The following is a 21523-nucleotide window of genomic DNA, read 5'->3' as shown; positions in this document are numbered from 1 at the left end:
CGTGAGTAACCCCGGCGCCGTTCAATCGGCTGTCAACACCTGGTTGGTCGACCACCACGACGACGTCATCGGCTGGCGCCGCCACCTCCACTCCCACCCCGAGCTGTCCCATGACGAGGTGCAGACCACCTCGTTCCTGGACGCCACGCTGCGCGGCGTCGGCCTGGAGCCGGTGCTGCTGCCCGGCACCGGCCTCATCGTCGACATCGGAGGGGACCCCGACCAGCCGGCCGTGGCCTTCCGCGCCGACATCGACGCCCTGCCGGTCACCGAGGTCACCGGACTCGAGTTCGCGTCGAAGAATCCGGGCGTCATGCACGCCTGCGGTCACGACATCCACACCACTGTGGTGCTCGCCCTGGCCTGCGCCCTGGCGGAGTACGACCGGACCGAAGGACTGGACCAGCGGGTGCGCTGCATCTTCCAGCCCGCCGAGGAGGTCCTCGACGGTGGGGCGACCGACGTCATCCGCGCCGGGGCACTGCAGGGTGTGAGCCACATCTTCGCCGTCCACGCCGAGCCGAAGCTGCGTGCCGGACAGGTCGGCGTGCGCGCCGGGGCGATCACCTCGGCGACCGATGTCGTCGAGATCATCGTGAAGGGTCCGGGCGGGCACACCTCCCGTCCGCACCTCACCGCGGACGCCATCTACGCCGCCGGCCTGCTCATCACCGGTCTGCCCGGGCTGCTGTCGCGCCGGGTCGATCCGCGTACCGGCACCGTGCTGACCTTCGGCGCGGTCAACGGCGGCGCGGCGTTCAACGCCATGCCGCAGGAGGTCTCCCTGCTGGGGACGCTGCGTACCGGTAGCCCGCTGGTGTGGCGTCAGCTCGGGGACCTGTTCCCTGAACTGGTCGAGCAGCTGCTCGTCCCGACCGGGGCGACCGCGGAGATCCGGCACACCAAGGGTGTCCCACCGGTCACCAACGACGACGCCTGTACCGCCCTGATGGCCCAGGCAGTCAAGGACATGGACCCGCATGCGCTGCAGGAGGCGCCGCAGTCCTCCGGCGGCGAAGACTTCAGCTGGTACCTGGAGCATGTGCCGGGCTCGATGGCCCGGCTGGGTGCATGGAACGGCCAGGGGGAGAAGGCCGACCTGCACCAGGCGGACATCATCTTCGACGAGGCCTGCCTGCCGGTCGGCGTGCGCCTGTTCGCCGGGGTGCTGGAACAGTTCCGGAACCTGGGGTAGTTCCGGTCGGCAGTCTTCCTCCGGGTGCTATTTCCGCTTCCGCCACTGCTCCCAGCCGTTGTTCACTGAGCGGCCGGCCTTACCGATCGCGCGGTGCGCCATGTCGATGGCGTCGGTGGTCATCTCCGTCTGCCTGATCTTGCGCTGCGCCTTCTTCTCCTCGAGCTGCAGCTGGTGTGCCTGACGCATTTTCTTCACCCGCGCCCGCTCCAGCGCCTCCGGGGACGGGACGTACCAGGACGCCGGCCCGACCTTCATCACGTACAGCAGGATCGCCACGACAGCGATGAGTGCTGCGGGGATCACCGACAGCGGCCCGTTGATGACCGCCGCCACCGCGCCGAGCGAGATGCCGGTCAGCGCCATGATCCCGGCCCGTGGGTTCGCCCCACGCCGGTGCTGCTCGGCGATCTCCCCGGCGGAGTACACCGCCATATCCGTTCCAGGGGAGGACGCCGGGTCCGCCGGTGACCCGGGCAGCACCGGCAGGTCGCGGAACTGCTGGTCAATCTCAGCCCGGGTCATTGCACCGGCGAGGAGCTGGCACCGCTCGTCGTATTCGGTGATGCTGAGGCGGCCGTCAGCGAAGTGCACGCCCAACAGGTTGATGGCGTGATCACGGTCGGCGTCCCCGATACGGACGTGGCTGTCCCGGGACGCTGCACCTCGGCGGGGGTCATTCATGCTGCCCCAGTCTAGTCGCAGCCGCGTGTCGAGTTAGCACCTTCACAGGCAGCCGAACCGGGGTAAAAGCTGCCTGTGACGGTGCTAACTCGACACGAGAGGGGAAGGAGGGGAAGGAAGGTTAGGTGAGGAGGGAGGTCAGGGGACGGGGACGGGCCTATGCCCAGCCGACGGAGCGCTCCACGGCCTTGTTCCACAGTGAGAAGGCGGCGTCCCGGTCCTCCTCGGAGGCATTGGGCATGTAGGTCTCTTTCTCCTGCCACAGTGACCGGATCTCCGCGACATCGGTGAAGAATCCGACCGCCAGGCCGGCGGCGTAGGCCGCACCCAGCGCCGTGGTCTCGGCGACCTCCGGCACCGTCACCGGCACGCCCAGCTGATCCGCCTGGAACTGCATGAGCAGTGAGTTCACCACCATGCCACCGTCGGCCCGCAGCCGGGTCAGCGGCACCCCGGCATCCGCGTTCATCGCCGCGACGACCTCGCGGGTCTGGAAGGCGGTGGCCTCCAGTGCGGCGCGGGAGATGTGCGCCTTGGTGACGTACCTGGTCAGGCCGACGATCACACCCCGGGCGTCCGGCACCCAGCGCGGGGCGAGCAGTCCGGAGAAGGCCGGGACGACCACGCAGCCGCCGTTGTCGTCGACACTGCGTGCCAGCCCCTCGATCTGCGAGGAATCGTCGAAGAAGCCCAGGTTGTCGCGCAGCCACTGCACCAGCGAGCCGGTGACCGCCACAGAGCCTTCCAGGGCGTAGACCGCCGGGGCGTCCCCGAGCTGGTAGGCGACCGTGGTGATCAGGCCGTGCTCCGAGGTCTTCGGCTCCGTGCCCGTGTTGAGCAGCAGGAAGTTCCCGGTGCCGTAGGTGCACTTGGCCTCGCCGGGTTCCGTGCACGCCTGGCCGAACGTCGCAGCCTGCTGATCACCGAGAATTCCCGCGATGGGGACGCCGTGCACCGGGCCGGATCGCTGGACCTTGTCGATGACCTCGGAGGAACTGATGATCTCCGGCAGCAGGGACATGGGGATCCCCAGTCGCTCGCACAGCTCCGGATCCCACTGCCGGGTCCGGATGTCCATGAGCATGGTGCGCGAGGCATTGGTCACGTCGGTGACGTGGCGCGCGCGCGGCTGGCGTCCCCGGGCAGGACGCCCGGAGTGGCGTGTGGAGCGGGTCAGTTCCCAGATGATCCAGGTGTCCATGGTGCCCATGGCGAGCTCACCACGCTCGGCACGCTCGCGCACACCGGGCACATTATCGAGGATCCAGCGGATCTTCGGGCCTGCGAAGTACGTCGAGACCGGTAGCCCGGTCCGTTCCCGGAACAGGTCCCCGTCGCCGGCGGCCTCCAACTCATCGCAGATCGGGGTGGTGCGGGTGTCCTGCCAGACGATGGCGTTGTGCACCGGCTCGCCGGTCTCCCGGTCCCAGATCACCGTCGTCTCACGCTGGTTGGTGATCCCCAGCGCGGCGATGTCCTCGGTGCCGATGTCCGCGCGTGCCACCGCGTCCGCGATGACGCGGCGGGCGTTCAGCCGGATCTCCTCCGGGTCATGCTCCACCCAACCCGGGCGCGGGAAGATCTGCCGGTGCTCCAGCTGGCTCACCGAGACGACTGCCCCGCGGGCGTCGAAGACGATGGCGCGGGTCGAGGTGGTGCCCTGGTCGAGGGCGAGGATGAACCCCTTGTAGGAGCCGTGACCGGCCCCGGGATGACGGAAACGTGAGAACAGGTCGGCCATCAGGGATCCCCTCAGATCACACCAGCTGCAGCATCAGCTGGGACTTCTTCACGCCGTCACCGGCGGCGACCGCCAGCCCGGCCACTGTGCCTGCCTTGTGCGCCTTCACCGCGTTCTCCATCTTCATGGCCTCCAGCACCAGCACCGGATCGCCCTCGGCGACCTCGGCACCCTCCTCGACGAGGACAGTCACCACGGTGCCCTGCATCGGGGCGAGCACGTCGTCACCCGTGGCCGCGGCGGACGCGCCGCCGGAGGACTTCCGCGGCGCACGACGCGCCGCGCCACCGGTACCGACGAGGTCACCGGGCACGGAGACCTCCAGGCGACGACCGTCGACCTCGACGGCGATGGTGCGCGGCGGGACGGTCTCCTCCTCGGCGGGATCACCGTCGAAGGCGGGGACCGCGTTGTCCCACTCCTCCTCGATCCAGCGGGTGTAGACGTTGAAGGATGAGGCCTCCGGGTCAGTCAGCTCCGGTGCGAACGCCGGATCGGCGACCACGGCGCGGTGGAACGGGATGACCGTCGGCAGTCCCTCGACCGTGTACTCGTCGAGTGCGCGGGCGGCGCGCTGCAGGGCCTCTGCGCGGGTCTCACCGGTGACGATGAGCTTGGCCAGCATCGAGTCGAACTGGCCGCCGATGACGGAGCCCTGTTCCACACCGGAGTCCATCCGGACGCCGGGGCCGGCCGGCTCGCGGTAGGCGGTGAGGGTGCCGGGGGCGGGCATGAAGTTCGCGGCGGCGTCCTCCCCGTTGATCCGGAATTCGATGGCGTGACCGCGGATCTCCGGGTCGGTGGTGCGGGACAGCTCGCGGCCCTCGGCGATGCGGAACTGCTCGCGGACCAGGTCCCAGCCGGTGACCTGCTCGGTGACCGGGTGCTCGACCTGCAGCCGGGTGTTGACCTCGAGGAAGGAGATCAGGCCGTCGGAGCCGACGAGGTATTCCACGGTGCCGGCACCGTGGTAGCCGGCCTCACGCAGGATCGCCTTGGCGGACTCCCGCAGCCGGGCGTCCTGTTCCGCGGTGAGGAAGGGGGCCGGGGCCTCCTCCACGAGCTTCTGGAAACGGCGCTGCAGCGAGCAGTCACGGGTGGACGCCACGACGACGTTGCCGTGGGTGTCGGCGAGCACCTGGCACTCGACGTGCCGGGCCCGGTCGAGGTAGCGCTCGACGAAGCACTCGCCGCGGCCGAAGGCCTTCTCCGCCTCACGGGTCGCGGACCCGAAGAGCTCCGGGATCTCCTCGACGGTGTGGGCGACCTTCATACCGCGTCCGCCGCCACCGAAAGCGGCCTTGATGGCGACCGGCAGTCCGTGCTCGGTCGCGAAGTCGACGATCTCCTGTGCGTCCGCCACCGGCTCCGGGGTGCCGGGTGCCATCGGGGCGTCGACCTTCTCGGCGTAGTGCCGGGCGGTGACCTTGTCCCCGAGTTCACGGATGGCGCGGGGGGAGGGGCCGATCCAGATCAGCCCGGCGTCCTCCACAGCCTGGGCGAAGTCGGCGTTCTCGGAGAGGAAGCCGTAGCCGGGGTGGACGGCGTCCGCACCGGAGCGGGTTGCGACGTCGATGATCTTGACGATGTCGAGGTAGGTCTCGGCAGAAGTCTCGCCACCCAGGGCGAAGGCCTCGTCGGCCATGCGCACGAAGGGGGCGTCGGCGTCCGGCGCGGCGTAGACGGCGACGGTGGCGATGCCCTCGTCACGCGCGGCCCGGATGACCCGGACCGCGATCTCGCCACGGTTGGCGATCAGGACCTTGCTGATCTTCCGGTGTTCTGCCGGCACGTGCTCTCCTCTTTCTCGTACTTCATCCGTCACTGCTGTTCGGGTGCGGTGGCAACCGTTTGACGCTACTACGGATTCCACCGTCGTAGCCACCCCCGCTGTTACAGCGCTGATACCGCCGCGAATTCGCTACTGTTCCGCCGTGACCGGCATGCGGACCATGTTGCCCCACTCGGCCCAGGAGCCGTCGTAACAACGCACGGTGTCGCGTCCGAGCAGGTGGTGCAGGACGAACCACAGGTGGGCGGCGCGTTCGCCGGTCCCACAGTAGGTCGCGACCGGGGCGTCCGGGTCGAGGTCGGCGAAGGCCGCCTCCAGGTCGTCCCGGGAGTGGAAGCGGCCGTTGGGCCGGATCGAGGCAGAGGGGGAGATGTTCGTGGCCCCGGGGATGTGGCCCGCGGCGTACTCCGGGGCATCCCGCAGGTCGAGGAGCTGCAGGTCCTCATAGCCCCGCCGGTCGGCGAGGATCTCGTCGACGAAGATGCGGTGGGTCAGATCATCGCGCTCGATGACCGGGTAGCCCCGGGTCGGTCCGGGCGGGGCGTCATAGGAGGTTTCGCGTTCCTCCTGCATCCACGCTTCCCGGCCACCGTCGAGCAGGCGGACATCGGGGTGACCGAAGAGGTCGAAGACCCAGAAGGCGTAGGACGCCCACAGGTTGGACTCGTCGCCGTAGATCACCACGGTGTCGCCGCGGGTGATGCCCTTGTCGTCCATGAGGCGGGCGAAGGCTTCACCGTCGAGGAAGTCCCGGCACACCGGGGCACCGAGGTCACCGTGGAGGTCGATGCGGATGGCGGTCGGCAGGTGGCCGATGTTGTAGAGGATGCTGTCCGAGTCTGACTCGACGACCTTGAGTCCGGCCCCGCCCAGTTTCGCGCCCAGCCAGGAACTCGTCACGAGTCGTTCCGGGTGGGCGTACTGCTGCAGCGAGGGGGAGGGGTCATACTCGATTCCCATGGGTGCGGGTACCGCCTTTCATGTCTGGAGGACAGTTTAACGGTGGTGGTGGGCGGATGTGACCTGTGGGGCGGGAAGGAGTGGACAGTGGTGCAGGTGACTGCAGTTCACCGCTCTCCCGGTTCACCGGTTCCAGAAGTCGGAGACCGCCAGCCCGTGATCCTCGACCGCGCGGCGGATCAGTGGCAGCGACAGTCCGATCACACTCGACGGATCCCCTTCGATCCGGTCGATGAACCACCCGCCCAGCGCCTCCAGGGTGAACGCGCCGGCACAGCCCAGCGGCTCACCCGTGGCGGCGTAGGCCTCGATGTCGCGGTCGGAGGCGTCCGCGAAGTGCACCACCGTCTCGCTGACGGCGGTGGTGACCGGGGCGAACACCCCCGAGAACAGGTCCACCGGACTGGCCCGGGTGAAGGCGTGTCCGGTGATGAGGGTGGCCGAGCGTCCCCGCTGGGCATGCCAACGTTCCACCGTCCGCTCCACGGTGTGGGGCTTACCCTGCAGTTCCCCGTCGAGCAGCAGCATCGAGTCACCGGCGACGACCACGGCACCGTCGGGTACCTCGTCGGCGAACTGGTCGATGACGGCATTCGCCTTCGCGGTGGCGAGACAGGTCACCACCTCCGCCGGGGACGGGTCGGGGACACGGGTCCGCAGCTCGGCGACGATGGCGTCCTCGTCGACCCCCGGGACGAGCACCAGCGGTTCGATCCCGCCGGAGCGCAGCACCGACAGGCGGGAGGGGGAGGAGGACGCCAGGACAAGTGGCAGGGCAGACGTGGAACTGGTCACGGGATCAGCCACGGAACCCCGCCGGACTGAAGACGGTCTGCCAGCGGGTGTCCGCCCCGGGTAGTCCCCAGGCGCCGCGCGGGTGCCGGCGCACGAGCTCGCGCGGGTCGGTGTAGGTGGTCGCGGACTCGGCGACCACGGTGCCCAGGGCCTGGGCGACTGCGGCGGTGAGCAGGTCGAGGTCCGGGGCGTCGGCGCCCGGCTCGGCCGGCAGACCGCGCACCACGGTCACCGGGACAGCGGTGTTCTGGGACGTGTCCGTCATGGGATCCTCTCCGGTTACAGGGGCAGGTTGTCGTGCTTGCGGACAGGGGCGGGAACGACCTTGCGCTCCAGCAGTGCCAGCCCGTCGGCCAGACGGGCCCGGGTCTCCGAGGGGGCGATGACCGCGTCGACGTAGCCGCGGGACGCCGCAGCGTACGGGGTGATCAGGGAATCCTCGATCTCCTCGGTGAGCTGGACGCGCAGCGCGTCGACGTCCTTGCGCTTCCGGGCGGCCTTCGCCAGGGTGTCCGCGTGGACCGCGGTGACCGTGTTCGCGGCGTCCGCGTGGGAGATCTGCGCACTCGGCCAGGCGAGCACCAGGTCAGCGCCCATGTTCTTCGCGCCCATGGCGATATAGGAGGAACCGAAGGCCTTGCGCACGACCACGGTGAGCACGCCGACGGAGGCGTCCGCGACAGCGGAGAACAGCGGGGCGGAGCGGCGCAGCAGTCCGTTACGCTCCTCCTCTGCACCGGGCATGAAGCCGGGGGAGTCGACGGCGAAGACCAGGGGGATATTGAAGGCGTCGCACATCCGCACGAAACGGGCGGCCTTGGCCGCGGCGGCGGCGTCGAGGGCACCGGCGAGGACCAGCGGCTGGCTGGCGACCACACCGACACCCCGTCCCTCGATCCGGGCGAAGGCGGTGAGGACGTTGCCCGCATGGTCGGCGGAGAGCTCCAGGAGGCTGTCGGGGTCGACGACGCCGGCGAGCGCGTCGAGCATGTCGTAGCCGGCGGCCGGGGAGTCAGGGATCAGCGCGTCGAGTGCGTCGGTGTCCGGGGCGACCGGCTCGGTCGGCGGAGTCAGCGCCCGGTTGTTCGAGGGCAGCTGCGCGAGCACGTCCTTGACCAGGCTGAGTGCCGCGTCATCGGTGGCGGCGGTGAGGTGTGAGGTGCCGTTCGAGGCGAGAACCTCCACACCACCGAGCTCGTCGGCGCTGACCTCCTCACCGAGGACGCTGCGGGTGAGCTCCGGGTCGGTGAGGTAGAGGTGCGCACCCTCGACGGCGACGACGATATCGGCGAGGACCGGCTGGTGGGCCTCGGTACCGGCGGTCGGACCGGCGATGACGGAGATCTGCGGGACGACACCGGACAGGCGCGAGCGCAGCCGGTAGAGCTTCGCCGCGGTCCCGAGGGAGACGACACCTTCCTTGATCCGGGCACCGGTCGAGTCGTGGATGCCGACGAGCGGTACACCGGCACGCTCGGCGAGCCCCATGACCTTGATGAGTTTCTCGCCGTGGGTCTCGCCGACGGTGCCGTCGAAGACGGTGGCGTCCTGGGAGAAGACGCAGACCTGACGGCCGTCGACGGTGCCGTAACCGGTGACGACACCGTCGGTGACCGGGCGGGAGCGGTCGAGGTTGAAGGAGGTCGCCCGATGGCGGGCGAGGGCGTCGATCTCGACGAAGGACCCCTCGTCAAGCAGGGCGTCCACCCGTTCGCGGGCGGTGAGCCGGTCGGCGTCATGGACGGCGGCGACGGCGTTCTCTCCGGCGGGGGCCAGTGTCTCGGCGAGCCGGTTGCGCAGGTCCTGCAGCCTGCCGACGGTCGTCGACAGATCTGCCCCGGGCGTGGCGGAGGTGGGATCATTCATGGAGGACAGTCTAAGCGTTATCCTCGGGAGACATGAACGGTACTCCCGAACCACCCGCCGCTTCCCGCCACCCGGTCGACGCCGACCGGGTGGCGGCGGTGCTGCATGCCGCCGGTGTCCGGCGCTTCACCGTGGACCATGTCGGATCCACCGGCTCGACGAACGCAGATCTCGCGGCCCGTGCCGCCTCCGGTACCGTCACCGACCGCACCGTGCTCCTCGCCGAGGAACAGGTTTCCGGGCGGGGTCGCATGGGCAGGCCCTGGTCCGCCCCCGCCGGCTCCCAGTTCATCTGCTCGGTGCTGCTCGCCCCGGAGCAGCTTGACATCGAACGGCTCGGCGAGCTTCCGTTGTTCATCGGGGTCGCCATCGCCGGTGCAGCCCGGGAACTCGGCGTCCCCGCGGTCCTGAAGTGGCCGAACGATGTCCAGGTCGTCCGCGACGGTACCCCGCACAAGCTCGCCGGCATCCTCGTCGAGGCCGCCTCCATCGACCCACCGGCCATCGTGCCGGGCATCGGCCTGAACCTGTCGATGACCGCCGCCGATTTCGAGGACGCCGGCCTGCCCGCTGCCACCTCGCTGACTCTCGAAGGACTGGAGATCCCGGACGCCGGGGCGCGTGACCACGTCACCGCCGTCATCCTGCGTCACCTGCTGGCCGTCGACGACGCCTGGCGTGCCGGTGGCGACGCCGCCGCCGATGTCCGCACCCGCTACCGCGAGCTGTCCTCGACCCTGGGCACCCGGGTGCGGGCCGAGCTGCCCGGCGGGGAGAACCTCTACGGCACTGCCGTGGACCTCGGTCCCCACGGGGAGCTGGTGCTGGAGTCCGTCGACGGCACGCGCCACACGGTCACGGCCGGGGATGTGGTGCACGTGCGCCCGGACGCTCGGGAGAACTAGACCCATGCCCAAGATCCGCTTCGAGCGCGGGGAGGTGATCCTCGCAGAGCTCAGTCCGTCGCGACGCAGCGTCATCTTCCCGGTGCTCGAACTCGTCCTCGCCACCGGTGTCGTCTGGCTGCTCATCGGCCTGCTGGACGCCCACCTCGCCGACGAGGCGGTACGCGTGGCCGGGTACGTCCCGGACCATCTCGCCGAGGTCCCCGGACTCCCCGGTGTGGCAGGTACCGCGACGGCCGCCCTGTGGGGACGCCGCGTCCTGCTCATCGTGTGGGTGTGGATCGCCTGGCGGCGGTGCATCCGCCACCTGCTGTTCCGGCAGCGCAGCCGGATCATCCTCACCGACCGGCGTCTGGTCACCGCCTCCGGCGACTGGCGGTCGCGGGTCGTGGAGATTCCGCTGGACCAGATCGTCGAGGTGCGTCAGCGGGGCAGCACGGTCAACGTGTGGACCCGTGGTTACCGGATTCCGGTGCGCCTGGCGGACGTGCCCTACGCCGCCGATGTCGCCGCGATGGTCGACGAGCGGATTGTCCGCTACGCACGGCCGGTATACTGACGCGGGTGAGTAGCGAACCTGATCTGCACCTCTCCCGCCCAGAAGCCCACGCACCCGGAATGCCGCTGGTCACCGTCATCGGCGACGGCCAGCTGGCCCGGATGATGCAGCAGGCGGGCATCGAACTCGGTCTGACCGTCCGGCTGCTGGCCGGTTCCGGGGCAGCCTCCGCCGCCCAGGCCACCGCCGACGTGTGGCTGGGTGAGTACACCGACGAGGATGTCGTCCGCGCCGTGAGCGAGGGGGCGGACGCCGTCACCTTCGACCACGAGCACGTGCCTAACGAGTACCTCGAGGGGCTCATCGCTGACGGCGTGAATGTCCAGCCGCAGCCTTCGGCTCTCATCAACGCGCAGGACAAGCTGGTCATGCGACGGCGTATGCGGGAGATGGGCGCACCCGTGCCGCCCTTCGCCGAGATCCTCTCGGTCTCCGACGGCGAGGGCTTCTGGGACGCCACCGACGGTGCCGTGTGCCTCAAGGCCCGCCGTGGCGGCTACGACGGCAAGGGCGTCTGGTTCCCGGAGTCCAGGGAGCAGACCGCCTCCCTCGTCGCTGAACTGCTGGAGCAGGGTGTGCCGCTGATGGCGGAGAAGAAGGTCCGCCTGGTCCGCGAACTGTCCGCCATGGTCGCCCGCACCCCCTCCGGCGAGATCGCCTCCTGGCCGGTCGTGGAGTCCGTGCAGGCCGACGGCATCTGCTACCTGGCCGTCGCCCCGGCTCCGGCGGAAACCGCAGGCCAGGCGCGCGTCATCGCCCAGGCCCACACCCTGGCCCGTGAGGTCGCCGAGGAACTCGGTGTGACCGGCGTCCTCGCCGTGGAGCTCTTCGAGGCCGTCGACGAGGCCGGGCAGCCCGAGATCATCGTCAACGAGCTGGCGATGCGTCCGCACAACACCGGCCACTGGACGCAGGACGGTTGTGTCACCGGCCAGTTCGAGCAGCACCTGCGTGCTGTGCTCGACCGTCCGCTGGGTTCGACCGCGCTGAGCTCCACCACCACCGTGATGGCCAATATCCTCGGTGACCCGGACGCCGATCCGGCGATGCCGATGGCCGAGCGGATGGATGAGGTGTGGCGCCGGTTCCCGACCGCGAAGATCCACCTCTACGGCAAGGAGTGGCGTCCGCGCCGCAAGATCGGGCACGTCAACATGTCGCTGCCCTGCGGCGCCGCCGCAACCGCCGAGAACGTGGAGAAGCTCCGCATCTCCGCCCGCCTCGCCTCCGATTTCCTCGTCACCGCCACCTGGAAGGACCAGTGAATGACTGACCAGAACACCCCGCTCGTCGGCATCGTCATGGGGTCGGACTCCGACTGGCCCACTGTCGAGCCCGCCGCCGAGGTCCTCGCCGAGTTCGGCGTCCCCATGGAGATCGGTGTGGTCTCCGCCCACCGCACCCCCGACCGGATGCTCGACTACGCGCGCGAGGCGCACACCCGCGGCCTCAAGGTGATCATCGCCTGCGCCGGCGGTGCCGCCCACCTGCCCGGCATGGTCGCCGCCGCCACACCGCTGCCGGTCATCGGCATCCCGCGCGCCCTGAAGAACCTCGACGGCATGGACTCCCTCCTGTCCATCGTGCAGATGCCCGCCGGTGTCCCGACCGCGACCGTCTCCATCGACGGCGCGAAGAACGCCGGCCTGCTGGCCGTGCGGATGCTCGGTGCGGCCTACCCGGAGCTGACGGAGCGGATGGTCGCCTACCAGGAGACGATGCGCGACGAGGTGCTGGTCAAGGACCAGCGGCTCAAGCAGAAGCTCATGGGGGAGTAGACCTCCGCGATGTCACTGCTGATGCTGGTCAGCCTGGTCCTGATCGTGCTTCTGGCGGGCACCGGCTGGAGTGTGAAGACCCGGTCCCGGTGGGCCGGTAACGGCGCGCTCGTCTTCTCCGTCGGCCTGCTGCTGTGGGTATGGCTGCTGGTCGCGGCGACCGGCGCGGGATTCGCCGGGACGATGTGGATCTTCTTCGGTCTCTCCCATGCGGTGGTTGCGTGCGTGGGCTGGTTGACTGCGCGGTGGATGGGGGACGCCCTGCCCGGGGTCGACGGCCGTGGCTGGTTCCACCTGTCGACGGTCGTGGCCGCCGCCGAACTGCTGAGCCTGGGGGCCGGTGCGCTGGCCATGGTGCTGCGCTCGATCAAGGGGATCGGCGGCGGTGGCGACGATGTCCGCTTCTCCCTGGTCATCATCGGTGTCGCGGCGTTGGTCCTCTGGGTCTGTGCCGTTGTCTCGATGATCCGCTATCTGCGCGATGTGGGGCGTGGCCGTCGGCGTCGGGCCCCGGAACGGGCGGACGCGGTGATCGTGCTCGGTGCCGGACTGGTCCACGACCGGGTCAGTGACCTGCTGGCCTGCCGGTGTGACCGGGGCGCGGCGGCCTGGCACTCGGTGACCGAGCACCGTCCGGCCCGGAGCACTCCGCTGATCGTCACAGGCGGTCGTGGAGACGACGAGCCCTGCACCGAGGCGGAGGCGATGCACCGGTACCTGGCCTCGCGGGGTTTCCCCCGGGGTGCGGTGCTGGAGGAGCGCTATGCCACGGACACCACCGAGAACCTGCACTTCAGCCTGGACCTGCTCAAGGAGCGAGGGGTGCGTGACCCCCATGTGGTGGTGTGTACCTCGGACTTCCATGTGCTGCGCACCGAGCGGATCGTCGCCGCTCTGGAGGCCGAGCGGGGAGACAACGGGGTGCCCTTCTCGGCCGTCGTGCTGGGGGCGCCGACACCGAAGCCCGCGATTCCGGCGTCCTACCTGCGGGAGTACGTCGCGCTGACGATCCACCGGATCATCGGCCGGGCCTGAGCGGCGCTTCTCCCGCGTTCACCTCGGATACATCACACGCGGTGCCGGGCATGCTTTCACGGCAGCCCCAGAGGTCCGGCGGTACCGTCATGAGTTCTGAGTGGGCGTCATGAGAAAATCGCGGTTCAGCAGCTCTGAGCGCGTTTTTCTCATGACGCTGGGGCGGTTCTCATGACGCAGCGAGGCGGTGGAGACTCAGTCCCCGTACTTCCGCCACTGCCGCCAGGCCGCCCAGGTGAGCACCAGGAGGCAGAGCAGAAGCAGGGAAGGCCAGACCTCGGCATCGCCGAAGAGGTTCCACACCGCCTGGATCAGCGCCAGCAGGTCGAACAGGGCGAGGAAGCCCAGTACGGACTCCCACATCATGCGCCGACGCCGGTACTCCGAGGCCGGCAGACCGGCGGGACGGCCGGGCCGCCCGGACAGGTCAGGCCGGCCGGGTGCGTCCGCCACTACTTCACACCACCGGCGGTCAGGCCGGCGACGATCCGGCGCTGGAAGATGAGCACCATGATCACCAGCGGAACGGTCACCAGCGCACCGGCGGCCATCACCGCCGCATACGGGTACTCGTAGGCGTTCGCCCCGGAGAAGCGGGCGATGGCCACGGTCACCGGCTCCGTCTTCGTCGAGGACAGCTGCTTGGCCAGCATGAATTCGTTCCATGTGTTGATGAAGGCCAGGATCGCGGTGGTGAACATCGCCGGCGCGGCCAGCGGCAGGATCACCTTGCGGAACGCCAGGGCACGGGACGCCCCGTCGACCCGGGCGGCCTCCTCGAGCTTCCACGGCAGCTCCCGGAAGAAGGAGGTCAGTGTGTAGACCGTCAGCGGCAGGACGAAGGAGATGTTCGGGATGATCAGCGCCTGGTAGGAACCGATCCAGCCGAGATCGGTGAACAGCTGGAACAGCGGGGTGACCAGGGCGATGCCGGGGAACATCGACGCGGCGAGGATGATGCCGGTGACGAAGCCCTTGCCACGGAAGTCCACCCGTGCCAGGGCGTAGGCGGTGAACACGCCGACTGCCAGGGCGATGGCGGTGGTTCCGGCGCCGATGAGCAGCGAGTTGCCGATGGCGCGCAGGAAGTTGTTGCCCTTGTCGGTGGCCAGTGCCTCGACGAAGTTGTCGAGCGTGAGGTGGCTGGGCAGCGGGTTGGTGTCGAAGGTGTGCGACTTGTCGCGGAATGCGGTGACCAGCATCCAGTAGAAGGGTGCGAGCGCCCACACGACGATGACGATGACGCCGAGGTAGCTGGCGACGGTGCGCCTGACTGAGCGGTTCATCGGGTGACCTCTTTCTCCATGCCGGCATCAGGGGAGGACGCGGCACCCTCGGCGTCCGCCTGCTTCCGCGGCGACCACCACTTCTTCTTCCCGGACGCCTTCGGCATGTTCTGCGTCCCTGAGACGTCGGCGCCGAGGAACTTCACCATGATGAAGGCGACAGCGAAGATGAGCAGGAAGATCAGTGTGGAGATCGCCGAGGCGGAGTTGAAGTTGCCGCCCTGCATGTCGGAGATCACCAGCTGGCTGAGCACTGCGGTAGGGGAGTTCGCCGAAGAGCTGATCATGATGACCGGCAGGTCGTACATGCGCAGCGCGTCGAGGGTGCGGAACAGGATCGCGACCATCAGTGCGGGCCTGATCAGCGGCAGGGTGATCTTCGTGAACTGCTGCCAACGGGACGCCCCGTCGACCCGTGCTGCCTCGTAGACACCCTGGGGGACCATCTGCAGACCGGCGAGGATGAGCAGCGCCATGAACGGCGCGGTCTTCCACACGTCGGCGACAATGACCGCGAATCTCGCCGCCCAGGGATCTGTCGTCCAGGCGATGTCCAGTCCGGTCACCGAGTTGATGATGCCATCGGGGGCGAAGATGAACTGCCACAGTTTCGCGGTGACGGCGGTGGGGATGGCCCACGGGATCAGCACCGCGGCACGCAGCAGGCCACGGCCCAGGAAACTGCGGTTCATCACCGTCGCCATCCACAGCCCCAGCAGTGTCTCGAGGAAGACCGTGACGACCACGAAGAACAGGGTGATCTTCAAGGCAGGCCAGAAGTCGACGGCGAGGTTGCCCGGGGCACAGGTGGAGACCGTGCCGTTGGGCGACATGCAGCGTTGCGTCAGCCAGTAGAGATAGTGGTCGAATCCGGCGAAGCCGCCCTCGACGAACATGCCGGTGGAGGGGTCGAGATGTTTGTCCGCCTGGAAGGACAGCCAGATCGCCCGGATGATCGGGTAGCCGATGACGACGGCCAGCAGCGCCAGGCTGGGGCCGACGAGCCAGACGGCCCTGAAGTCGCGCTTCTTGGTTCTCACGGGAAGCAACCTTACAAAAGTATGGGGGAGACCGGGGGACGGGAACGGCGATGGCCCGCCGCCGACGACAGTGTCGGGGGCGGGCCGGGCCGGAAGAGGTCAGCGCACGCTGGAGAATCTAGCCGGTGACGTTGCTGATCGCGGATTCCATGTCCGCGGTGGCCTTGTCGACGTCCACGGTGCCGTTGACGGCGGCGTAGGCGTTGTCCTGGACAGCCTTGGAGAGCTGGTCGTAGCTCGGGGAGACCGGGCGCGGCTTGGCGTTCTCCAGGGACTCCTTCAGCACGGGGAGGAAAGGGTACTTCTCGGCGAGGGCGGCATCGTCGTAGATGGACGAGAGGACCGGCGGGAAGGATCCCTCGAGGAAGGACTTCTGGTTCTCCGGCTCGACGAGGAACTTGATGAAGTCCAGGGCGGTGGCCTTGTTCTTCGAGTTCACGTTGATGCCGGAGTTGTAGCCGCCGAGGGTGGAGACCCCGGTGCCGTCCTTGCCGACCAGCGGCTGGACCTCGAACTTGTCCTTGGTCGCCTCGGACTCGTTGGCGTTGGTCCACATGTAGGGCCAGTTGATCGCCATGGCGGTCTTGCCCTCGGTGAAGGCCAGGTTGGTCTCCTCCTCGGTGGCGGCGGTGGATGCCGGGGAGATGGTCTTGTCCTTGTAGGCGTCGACCAGGGCCTGCAGGCCTTCCTTCGACTCGTCCGAGGTGACGGTCGGCTCACCGTCGTCACCGAGGATGCCGCCGCCCCAGCCGTCCATGAAGTTGCCGGTGGCGATGGTGATGCCCTCGTACTGCTTGAGCTGGGTGGTCAGGCAGTCCTTGTTCTGCTCGACGACGGCCTTGCAGGCGTTGACGACGTCATCCCACTTCGTCGGGGCCTCCGGCACCATCTCGGTGTTGCGGTAGAGCAGCTGGCCGTTGGTGTTCTGCGGCAGCGCGTAGAGGGTGTCGTTGTAGGTCGCGGACTCGAGCGGGGCGTCAAGGATGCCGTCGGTGGAGGTCTCCAGGTCGCCGGTCAGCGGGGCGAGCCAACCGTTGGCGGCGAACTGGGCGGTCCAGATCACGTCGAGGGCCATGACGTCGTAGTCGGAGGAGTCGGCCTGCAGCGACTGGACCAGGGTGTCACGCTGGGCGTCGGCCTCGCCGGCGAGCTCCTTGAGGGTGACCTTCTCGTCCGGGTGCTCTGCATTCCACTTGTCGATGATCGGCTGGACCTTGTCCGTGTCGTTCTTGCCCATGGCGTACGTGATCGGGCCACGGGAGGTGTTGGACTCGGAGTCACCGCCCGAGCTGTCGTCGTCGGAGGAGCAGGCGACCAGTCCGGCGGTGAGGCCGGCGGCGGCGAGGGTAGCGATCAGCTTCTTGGGAAGCTTCGGAAGGTGAGCCATGGGCCTGACCTTTCAGTTGGGGGTCCTCAGTGAAACGCCTCGGCGACCGCGGTATCCGCTACCGCACCGCCGGGTGCTTCGAACGAGTGTAGTACCCGCGAAGCCCGTACGGGGGCGCTGCCCGACATTCACGCCCGCGTGTCCCTCTGATTCGGGGGTGGGGAGGGGGAGTTGCCCCACCTCCCCGGGGGTGGCCCCTCAGCGCACCCGCTCACCCTCGGCGTCGAAGAAGTACACCGCAGCCCCTTCCGCCAGGGTGAAGACCACGGAACCGCCGAGCGGGGGCAGCGTCCCCGGGGCGTCCTCGGTACGGGCCGTGACCTGGCCGTAGAAGGTCTCGGCGTAGACATTGGCGTCCGACCCGAGTTCCTCGACGAGGGAGACGGTGCCGACGAGACCGGGGGTACCAGCGTCCTGCACGGTGAGATGTTCCGGGCGGACGCCGACCTGGACCGCACCGGCGGGCAGGTCGATCCCCAGTTCGGTGAGCGCGGAACCGTCGACGGTGAGCAGGTTCATCGACGGGGATCCGATGAACCCGGCGACGAAGGCGTTCACCGGATCGCGGTAGAGGTTCTGCGGCGTATCGACCTGCTGCAGGATCCCGTCCTTGAGCACGGCGACGCGATGGCCCATCGTCATCGCCTCGACCTGGTCGTGGGTGACGTAGACGGTGGTGACGTCGAGGTTCTGCTGCAGCTTCACGATCTGTGCGCGGGTCTGGACGCGCAGCTTGGCGTCCAGGTTGGACAGCGGCTCGTCCATGAGGAAGACCTGCGGCTCGCGGACGATCGCGCGGCCCATCGCCACACGCTGGCGCTGGCCACCGGAGAGGTCCTTCGGCTTGCGGTCGAGGAACTCGGTGAGGTCGAGGATCTCGGCGGCGCGCTCGACCCGCTCGGCGATCTCGGACTTGGGACGCTTCTTGATCGTCAGCGCAAAGCCCATGTTCTCCCGCACGGACATGTGTGGGTACAGGGCGTAGTCCTGGAAGACCATCGCGATGTCGCGGTCACCCGGCTCTTCGCCGGTGACGTCGCGTCCACCGATGGAGATGATGCCGGAGTCGGTCGGTTCCAGACCGGCCAGGGCACGCAGGGTGGTGGACTTACCGCAACCGGACGGTCCGACGAGGACGAGGAACTCGCCGTCGGCGATCTCCAGGTTCAGGTCCTTGACCGTGGGGGCGTCCGCGCCCGGGTACCGGATATTCACGTGATCGAAGACGACGTCAGCCATGGTGACGGATCATACCGCAGGCTGATCCGTGTGCCGGGCGACGTTCCGTAGAGTCGACGGTTGTGAGCGACCTGAACGGCACGGACTCGACGGCACCCTCCTTCGCCCTGCAGGCGACGCCGGGGCCGTTCTGGCGTGACCGCGGGTTCTGGGTGCAGTTCGTCATCCAGTCCGCACTGTTCCTGTTTTTCGGCGGTATCGACCTGGCAGGTGCCGTCAACACCCGGGTCGAGGACCCGGACCCGGTCTCCGCGGTCATCCTGTCTGTCGGCTATCTCGTGGTCTTCGTCGGACTGCTGGTCCAGCGTCGTCGACCGGAGGCAGGCCTGACAGTTGTCGCGGTAGGGCTGGTGGTCGCCGCGGTCGCGCTGTCGGAGGTGTACATCCTGGCGGCGGGCATCGTCGGCTACGAGGCGTGGTTCATCGCCGGGTACATCCGGCGGCGGCGTCGGGCATGGCTCGGCGCCCTACTGGTCGGGGCGCTGGCAGGGGCAACGCTCGCTGTTCTCGCTCCGTATGTCGAACTCAGCTGGGTCGCGGACCTCTCCCGCGAGGAGCTGTACGGCGAGAGTGCGTCGCTGCGGGAGCTGCTGTTCGTGCTCTCGATCCTTCTCGTCCTCATCGTCGTCTCTGTCGCGCTGTGCTGGCAGCTGGGTCTGGGGGTACGCCGTCAGCATCAGCAGATGGAGAATCTTGCGGCCCGTGCCGAACTTGCCGCCGTCACCGAGCGCAACCGCATCGCCCGGGAGATGCACGACATCGTCGCCCACTCCCTTACCGCGGTCATCGCCCAGGCCGACGGCGGACGCTATGCGGGGAAGAAGAGGCCGGAGCTGGCGATCGAAGCTCTCGACACGATCGCGGCGACCGGTCGTGAGGCACTGGCACAGATGCGGCAGCTCCTCAGCGTCCTGCGCGAGGGCGAGACCCGCGACACCGGGTCCGCGCCGGGTGTAGACGGCGTCCCCGGTCTGGTGGACGACGCCCGGCGGTCCGGTCTGGAGATCTCCCTCGACATCAGGGGGGACGCCAGGGAAGTGCCGGCGACACTGGGCCTCACCGTCTACCGCACCGTGCAGGAGTCACTGACGAATGTGCTCAAACACGCCGGGAAGGTCCGCACGCAGGTGGTGATGGACTGGACTGCACCGGGGGCACTGCTGGTCAGCGTGGACAACGCGCCGGGACAGGGTCTGGTGGACGCCACATCCGCCGCCGGTGGTGCCGGCGGCCAGGGGCTGATCGGGCTGAAGGAGCGGGCCCGGGTACATGAGGGGACGGCGTCCTGGGGTGCCTCGGCAGTCTTCCCCGGTGGGTGGCGCGTGGCCGTTAAGCTGGCCGCATGACCGGGAAAATCACAGTGGCCCTCGCCGATGACCAGCAGCTCGTCCGCGCCGGGTTCGCCATGGTGCTGGACTCCCAGGACGACATCGAGGTGGTGTGGCAGGCCGTCGACGGGGTGGAGGCGGTGCGGCTCGCGGAACAGGCGCCCGTGGACATCGTGCTCATGGACGTACAGATGCCGAACCTCGACGGCATCTCGGCGACCCGGCAGATCGTGGATACCGGTGTGCGCGGTCCCGGCGGCGAACCGACCCGGGTGGTGGTGCTGACGACCTTCGACAATGACGAGTACGTGATGAGCTCCATCACCGCCGGGGCGAGTGGTTTCCTGCTGAAGGACGCCGACCCGGAGGACCTCATCGACGCGGTGCGGACGGTCGGGGAGGCCTCTGCCGTGATCTCCCCGAAGGCGACGGCGCGGCTGCTGCGTCAGGTGCGGGCAGGTGGGACAGATGTCGGAGCGGGTGGCCTCGGCGGTGCCGATGCAGGCCGCGGTATCGCGACCTCATCGGATGTCCCGGCGCCGGGCCCGGACGACGATCTGGGTCTCGTGGATCCCCTGACCCCACGTGAGCGGGAGATCCTGGTGCTGATGGCTACCGGGGCGTCCAACCAGGAGATCGCCGCGCGGCTGTTCGTGTCCCTGCCGACTGTGAAGACGCATGTCGGACGGGTGCTGGCGAAGACCGGCTCGCGCGACCGGGTCCATGCGGTGCTCTTCGCCTTCCGGCACGGGCTGGTGGACCCGGCCCAGGTGCTCGACGGGGAGTAGGGATGCCCAGGCGATGGACGTCCTCATCGCCGTCATACCCAGGTATGACCGACCCGCACCACCCACCACCGCACAATCAGCCCGCAGACCGATGATCGCAGGCGCAGAGGCGACGACCATGTAGTCCATGATCACCGTCACCGACCTGCACAAGAGCTACGGCAGGCAGCACGCCGTCGCAGACCTCTCATTCACTGTCCCCGACTCGACCGTCACCGGCTTCCTCGGCCCGAACGGCGCCGGTAAGTCGACCACCATGCGTTGCATCCTCGGCCTCGACCGGCCGACCTCCGGCACCGTCACCTTCGACGGAGCCGACTTCACCGCCCTCGCCGACAAGCCCGGTACCGCCGGCGCCCTCCTCGACGCGACCTGGTTCACTCCGGCCCGTAGCGGCCGCTCCCACCTCCGCGTCCTCGCCCGGGGCGCCGGCATCCCTGACTCCCGCGTCGAGGAATGCCTCGAGATCGTCGGTCTCACCGACGCCGCGAAGAAGAAGGTCGGCGGCTACTCGCTCGGCATGAAGCAGCGACTCGGACTCGCCGCCGCCCTCCTCGGCGACCCGAAGCACCTCATCCTCGACGAGCCGGTCAACGGCCTAGACCCCGAAGGGGTCAGCTGGATGCGGCACACCATCCGCACCCTGGCGTCCCAGGGTCGCAGCGTCCTCGTCTCCTCCCACCTGCTCTCCGAGATGCAGCTCACCGCCGACCGACTCATCGTCATCGGCAAGGGCCGCATGATCGGCGAATACTCCATGGACGAGTTCCTTGCCGGCGGAGCCCGCGTCCTCGTCGAAACCCCGGACGCCCGCCTCACCGACACCCTCGCCACCCGCCTGCGGGACGCCGGCTTCACCGCGTCCTTCGGACTGGCGGACGACACCGACGGCACAGACGCCGGGACCACACCACTCACCGTCGACATCCCCGAGGGATCCACCGACGCGGAGGTTCGCCGCGCCGTCGCCGAGATCGCCCTCACCGCAAGAGTCCCGGTCACCGGACTTCGCGCCGAGACCGCCAACCTGGAGACCCGCTTCCTCGCCGCGACCGCGGACGCCCAGGAGTACCGCACCGAATCCGCCATATCCGCCATATCCGCCACATCCGCCGTCCCCGCCGCCCCCGCCGGAAAGAAGTAGT

At 68.8% G+C, this 21523-nt stretch carries 21 protein-coding genes; 9 read left to right on the top strand and 12 right to left on the bottom strand.

Features of this window, described 5'->3' with window-relative positions; all coding sequences use genetic code 11:
* Position 1 precedes the first annotated feature (1 nt).
* Positions 2–1195 (top strand): amidohydrolase, encoded by a 1194-nt coding sequence (locus tag CVA01_RS11205; protein WP_141330798.1) that lies wholly within the window; start codon positions 2–4, stop codon positions 1193–1195.
* Between the two features lie 27 nt (positions 1196–1222).
* On the opposite strand, the gene CVA01_RS11200 is transcribed toward CVA01_RS11205, so the two are convergent.
* From CVA01_RS11200 to CVA01_RS11170, 7 genes are all read right to left on the bottom strand, one after another.
* On the bottom strand, positions 1223–1879 hold the full coding sequence (locus tag CVA01_RS11200; protein ID WP_014010715.1) for a DUF1707 SHOCT-like domain-containing protein: 657 nt from the start codon (positions 1877–1879) through the stop codon (positions 1223–1225).
* Between the two features lie 157 nt (positions 1880–2036).
* On the bottom strand, positions 2037–3620 hold the full coding sequence (gene glpK, locus CVA01_RS11195) for a glycerol kinase GlpK (RefSeq protein WP_141330796.1): 1584 nt from the start codon (positions 3618–3620) through the stop codon (positions 2037–2039).
* 16 nt (positions 3621–3636) lie between these two features.
* On the bottom strand, positions 3637–5412 hold the full coding sequence (locus tag CVA01_RS11190; RefSeq protein WP_141330794.1) for an acetyl/propionyl/methylcrotonyl-CoA carboxylase subunit alpha: 1776 nt from the start codon (positions 5410–5412) through the stop codon (positions 3637–3639).
* Positions 5413–5541: 129 nt separating this feature from the next.
* The gene (locus tag CVA01_RS11185) at positions 5542–6372 is read right to left on the bottom strand and encodes a sulfurtransferase (RefSeq protein WP_141330792.1); all 831 of its coding nucleotides are present in this window, start codon (positions 6370–6372) and stop codon (positions 5542–5544) included.
* A gap of 123 nt (positions 6373–6495) precedes the next feature.
* Complete coding sequence (locus CVA01_RS11180) at positions 6496–7146, bottom strand: Maf family protein (RefSeq protein ID WP_041630696.1); 651 nt, start codon at positions 7144–7146, stop codon at positions 6496–6498.
* Between the two features lie 25 nt (positions 7147–7171).
* Positions 7172–7432 carry a hypothetical protein gene (locus CVA01_RS11175; RefSeq protein WP_014010710.1) on the bottom strand — a complete coding sequence of 87 codons (261 nt, stop codon included), beginning with the start codon at positions 7430–7432 and terminating at the stop codon, positions 7172–7174.
* Between the two features lie 14 nt (positions 7433–7446).
* The gene (locus CVA01_RS11170) at positions 7447–9033 is read right to left on the bottom strand and encodes an acyl-CoA carboxylase subunit beta (protein WP_170209764.1); all 1587 of its coding nucleotides are present in this window, start codon (positions 9031–9033) and stop codon (positions 7447–7449) included.
* Between the two features lie 32 nt (positions 9034–9065).
* Between CVA01_RS11170 and CVA01_RS11165 the strand changes: the two genes are divergently transcribed.
* The 5 genes from CVA01_RS11165 to CVA01_RS11145 are packed head-to-tail and all read left to right on the top strand — an operon-like array spanning position 9066 to position 13310.
* The gene (locus CVA01_RS11165) at positions 9066–9938 is read left to right on the top strand and encodes a biotin--[acetyl-CoA-carboxylase] ligase (RefSeq protein ID WP_014010709.1); all 873 of its coding nucleotides are present in this window, start codon (positions 9066–9068) and stop codon (positions 9936–9938) included.
* 4 nt (positions 9939–9942) lie between these two features.
* A complete protein-coding gene (locus CVA01_RS11160) occupies positions 9943–10497 on the top strand; it encodes a hypothetical protein (RefSeq protein WP_041630136.1) in 555 nt (184 codons plus the stop codon).
* Between the two features lie 5 nt (positions 10498–10502).
* Positions 10503–11762, top strand: a complete 1260-nt coding sequence (locus tag CVA01_RS11155) for a 5-(carboxyamino)imidazole ribonucleotide synthase (RefSeq protein ID WP_014010706.1) — start codon at positions 10503–10505, stop codon at positions 11760–11762.
* Positions 11763–12275, top strand: a complete 513-nt coding sequence (purE, locus tag CVA01_RS11150) for a 5-(carboxyamino)imidazole ribonucleotide mutase (protein WP_014010705.1) — start codon at positions 11763–11765, stop codon at positions 12273–12275.
* A 9-nt stretch (positions 12276–12284) separates the two neighbouring features.
* Positions 12285–13310 (top strand): YdcF family protein, encoded by a 1026-nt coding sequence (locus CVA01_RS11145; protein WP_014010704.1) that lies wholly within the window; start codon positions 12285–12287, stop codon positions 13308–13310.
* A 195-nt stretch (positions 13311–13505) separates the two neighbouring features.
* Here CVA01_RS11145 and CVA01_RS11140 read toward each other — a convergent pair whose 3' ends face one another.
* From CVA01_RS11140 to CVA01_RS11120, 5 genes are all read right to left on the bottom strand, one after another.
* On the bottom strand, positions 13506–13763 hold the full coding sequence (locus CVA01_RS11140; protein WP_052302524.1) for a hypothetical protein: 258 nt from the start codon (positions 13761–13763) through the stop codon (positions 13506–13508).
* A complete protein-coding gene (locus CVA01_RS11135; RefSeq protein WP_141330787.1) occupies positions 13763–14596 on the bottom strand; it encodes a carbohydrate ABC transporter permease in 834 nt (277 codons plus the stop codon). Before CVA01_RS11135 ends, CVA01_RS11140 begins: the two co-directional genes overlap by 1 nt.
* Entirely contained in the window at positions 14593–15636 is a 1044-nt protein-coding gene (locus tag CVA01_RS11130) for a carbohydrate ABC transporter permease (protein ID WP_141330785.1), read from the bottom strand. The genes CVA01_RS11135 and CVA01_RS11130 overlap by 4 nt, the downstream gene beginning before the upstream one ends.
* A 118-nt stretch (positions 15637–15754) precedes the next feature.
* On the bottom strand, positions 15755–17023 hold the full coding sequence (locus CVA01_RS11125; protein ID WP_141330784.1) for an ABC transporter substrate-binding protein: 1269 nt from the start codon (positions 17021–17023) through the stop codon (positions 15755–15757).
* A 198-nt stretch (positions 17024–17221) separates the two neighbouring features.
* Entirely contained in the window at positions 17222–18262 is a 1041-nt protein-coding gene (locus CVA01_RS11120) for an ABC transporter ATP-binding protein (RefSeq protein ID WP_014010700.1), read from the bottom strand.
* A gap of 62 nt (positions 18263–18324) precedes the next feature.
* Here CVA01_RS11120 and CVA01_RS11115 point away from each other — a divergent pair, with 62 nt between their 5' ends.
* The 3 genes from CVA01_RS11115 (at position 18325) to CVA01_RS11105 (ending at position 21522) form a co-directional block, all read left to right on the top strand.
* Positions 18325–19608: a sensor histidine kinase gene (locus tag CVA01_RS11115; RefSeq protein ID WP_141330782.1), complete on the top strand. Its 1284-nt coding sequence runs from the start codon at positions 18325–18327 to the stop codon at positions 19606–19608.
* On the top strand, positions 19605–20378 hold the full coding sequence (locus tag CVA01_RS11110) for a response regulator (RefSeq protein ID WP_141330780.1): 774 nt from the start codon (positions 19605–19607) through the stop codon (positions 20376–20378). The genes CVA01_RS11115 and CVA01_RS11110 overlap by 4 nt, the downstream gene beginning before the upstream one ends.
* 127 nt (positions 20379–20505) lie before the next feature.
* A complete protein-coding gene (locus CVA01_RS11105) occupies positions 20506–21522 on the top strand; it encodes an ABC transporter ATP-binding protein (RefSeq protein WP_141330778.1) in 1017 nt (338 codons plus the stop codon).
* Position 21523: the final 1 nt, after the last annotated feature.

Origin of the sequence: Corynebacterium variabile (assembly GCF_006539825.1) — a bacterium.
In the GTDB taxonomy this organism is placed as follows: Bacteria; Actinomycetota; Actinomycetes; order Mycobacteriales; family Mycobacteriaceae; genus Corynebacterium; species Corynebacterium variabile.
This window is presented reverse-complemented; position numbering and strand designations above follow the sequence as displayed.

Coding starts and splice junctions, on each gene's coding strand:
- CVA01_RS11200 (WP_014010715.1), bottom strand. CDS start 1,879: ATGAATGACCCCCGCCGAGGTGCAGCGTCCCGGGACAGCCACGTCCGT.
- glpK (WP_141330796.1), bottom strand. CDS start 3,620: ATGGCCGACCTGTTCTCACGTTTCCGTCATCCCGGGGCCGGTCACGGC.
- CVA01_RS11185 (WP_141330792.1), bottom strand. CDS start 6,372: ATGGGAATCGAGTATGACCCCTCCCCCTCGCTGCAGCAGTACGCCCAC.
- CVA01_RS11175 (WP_014010710.1), bottom strand. CDS start 7,432: ATGACGGACACGTCCCAGAACACCGCTGTCCCGGTGACCGTGGTGCGC.
- CVA01_RS11170 (WP_170209764.1), bottom strand. CDS start 9,033: ATGAATGATCCCACCTCCGCCACGCCCGGGGCAGATCTGTCGACGACC.
- CVA01_RS11165 (WP_014010709.1), top strand. CDS start 9,066: ATGAACGGTACTCCCGAACCACCCGCCGCTTCCCGCCACCCGGTCGAC.
- CVA01_RS11160 (WP_041630136.1), top strand. CDS start 9,943: ATGCCCAAGATCCGCTTCGAGCGCGGGGAGGTGATCCTCGCAGAGCTC.
- purE (WP_014010705.1), top strand. CDS start 11,763: ATGACTGACCAGAACACCCCGCTCGTCGGCATCGTCATGGGGTCGGAC.
- CVA01_RS11145 (WP_014010704.1), top strand. CDS start 12,285: ATGTCACTGCTGATGCTGGTCAGCCTGGTCCTGATCGTGCTTCTGGCG.
- CVA01_RS11135 (WP_141330787.1), bottom strand. CDS start 14,596: ATGAACCGCTCAGTCAGGCGCACCGTCGCCAGCTACCTCGGCGTCATC.
- CVA01_RS11125 (WP_141330784.1), bottom strand. CDS start 17,023: ATGGCTCACCTTCCGAAGCTTCCCAAGAAGCTGATCGCTACCCTCGCC.
- CVA01_RS11120 (WP_014010700.1), bottom strand. CDS start 18,262: ATGGCTGACGTCGTCTTCGATCACGTGAATATCCGGTACCCGGGCGCG.
- CVA01_RS11110 (WP_141330780.1), top strand. CDS start 19,605: ATGACCGGGAAAATCACAGTGGCCCTCGCCGATGACCAGCAGCTCGTC.
- CVA01_RS11105 (WP_141330778.1), top strand. CDS start 20,506: ATGATCACCGTCACCGACCTGCACAAGAGCTACGGCAGGCAGCACGCC.